The organism is Microbacterium sp. Bi128, from assembly GCF_918698205.1.
The window spans coordinates 1-2,241 of sequence record NZ_CAKKMM010000830.1 but is presented as its reverse complement, the minus strand read 5'-3'; the positions used below and the strand labels follow the sequence as shown (position 1 = coordinate 2,241).

The 2,241-nt window shown below is 67.6% G+C and carries 2 protein-coding genes; one reads left to right on the top strand and one right to left on the bottom strand.

Translation table 11 applies throughout. The features are described 5' to 3' along the window. A partial coding sequence (locus LQV45_RS26835) for a Ku protein (RefSeq protein ID WP_230009786.1) occupies window positions 1-760 on the bottom strand: 760 nt, incomplete at its 3' end. A 109-nt stretch (window positions 761-869) separates the two neighbouring features. On the opposite strand from LQV45_RS26835, the gene ligD reads away from it, so the two are divergent. After that, a partial coding sequence (gene ligD / locus LQV45_RS26830) for a non-homologous end-joining DNA ligase (protein WP_374208303.1) occupies window positions 870-2,241 on the top strand: 1,372 nt, incomplete at its 3' end.

Genomic DNA, 2,241 nt, shown 5'->3' with positions numbered 1-2,241 from the left:
GCTTGAGGGCTTCCATCAGGTCGATAACTTCGCCCTCGCCGGCCTCGGCGGGGGCGCCGAAGGTCTCCTCCGTGTCCAGCGACTCCCCCTTGTCCAGCTTGGCCTCAATCAGCTGACGCAACTGCTCCTGGTAATCATCCGTGAACTGGTCCGGCTCAAAGTCGGAGGCCATCGAGTCAACCAGGGCCGCGGACATCTCGCGTTCCTGCGCCGAGATCCGGATGGAGGTCTCGAGTGCGGGAAAGCTGGCCTCGCGGACCTCGTCGGCCCACAGCAGCGACTGCAGCACCAGGACCTCGTCGCGAATCCTCAGCGCGCCAAGCCGGGTCTTGTCCCGGAGCGCGAACTGCACAATTGCCACCCGGTCCGTGTCCTCGAGGGCGCGCCGCAGCAGCACATAGGCCTTGGGCGACTTGGAGTCGGGTTCAAGGTAGTAGCTCTTTTCAAACATCATCGGATCGAGCTGGTCGACCGGAACGAACTGGACCACTTCGATTTCGTGGCTGTTTTCCGCCGGGATGGACTTGAGCTCGTCGCGCGTCAGGACCACCGTGCGGCCGTCGTCCTCGTAGGCCTTGTCGATGTCCTCGTAGTCGATGACCTTGCTGCAGACCTCGCAACGGCGCTGGTAGCGGATCCGGCCGCCGTCGGCGTTGTGGACCTGGTGGAGGCTGATGTCGTGGTCCTCGGTGGCGCTGTAGACCTTGACCGGCACGTTGACCAGCCCGAACGCTATTGCGCCTTTCCAGATGGCTCTCATGGATCAAGTGAACATCACAGTTGCGCGGAGGTGAAGGGTTTTGCCCAACGGTAAGGAACGCGTCCGCGTGGACGGGCGCGAACTGGTGCTCACCAACCTGGAAAAAATCATGTACCCGGAGACGGGCACCACCAAGGCCGACGTCCTGGCCTACTACGCCGCCGTCGCGCCGGTGCTGATCCCCGCCGCCCGCAACCGGCCGGCCACGCGCAAGCGCTGGGTCCACGGCGTCGGGACCGCCGACGCCCCCGGGGAAATGTTCTTCCAGAAGAACCTGGACCATTCAACGCCCGGCTGGGTGCCCCGTGCCGCCATCACGCACAAGGACCGGACCATCCAATATCCCCTGGTCAATGATCCCGCCACCCTCACCTGGCTGGCCCAGATCGCGGCCCTGGAGATCCACGTGCCGCAGTGGCGGGTTGACTCCCACGGCAACGCCATGCCGCCCGACCGGCTGGTGCTGGACCTGGACCCGGGCGAGGGCGCGGGACTGGCGGAGTGCGTGGAGGTGGCCAGGCTGGCCCGCACCATCCTGCAGGACGTTGGCCTGGACCCCGTACCGGTGACGAGCGGCAGCAAGGGCATCCACGTCTACGCGGCCCTGGACGGGTCCCAGAGCTCGGACCGGATTTCCGCCTTCGCCCGCGAACTGGCCCGCTCGCTCGAGGCAGACCACCCGGATCTCGCCGTCAGCGACATGAAAAAGACCCTGCGCACGGGCAAGGTGCTGGTGGACTGGAGCCAGAACAACGCGGCCAAGACCACGATCGTGCCGTACTCGCTGCGCGGCCGGCTCCGGCCGACGGTGGCCGCCCCGCGCACATGGCGGGAACTCAGTTCCGCGTCGCTGCACCAGCTGGATTTCCAGGAGGTGATGAAGCGCGTCGCAGCCGGCAAGGATCCGTTCGCCCCGGTTTCCGGCGGCCGGCACGGCGCCGGAGCCCCGGCGGCGCACGCGCCGGACCGCCGGGCGGACCACCGGGACGTCCACCTGCCCGGAGGGCGGGCCGAAATCTCTCCCGAGCCGGCCGGCGACGGCGGCGACACCGATCCGCGGCTGGAAAAGTACCGCACCAAACGGGACAGGGCGGCCACTCCCGAGCCCTTCACCGCGGACCGGCACCACGCCGGGGACGACGGCGGGACACGGCGGGAGAAGTTCGTCATCCAGGAGCACCACGCCAGCCGGCTCCACTACGACTTCCGGCTGGAACGCGACGGCGTGCTGGTGTCCTGGGCACTGCCCAAGGGCGTCCCGACCAGCAAAACCAAGAACCACCTCGCGGTCCAGACCGAGGACCACCCGCTGGACTACGCCGACTTCGAGGGTGACATTCCCAAGGGCCAGTACGGCGCCGGGACGGTCAGCATCTGGGACCACGGACACTACGAATGCGAAAAATGGATCGCGGGCAAGGAGGTCATCGCCACCTTGACCGGCGCGGAGGGCGGCGGCCTCGGCGGACCGCGCAGGTTCG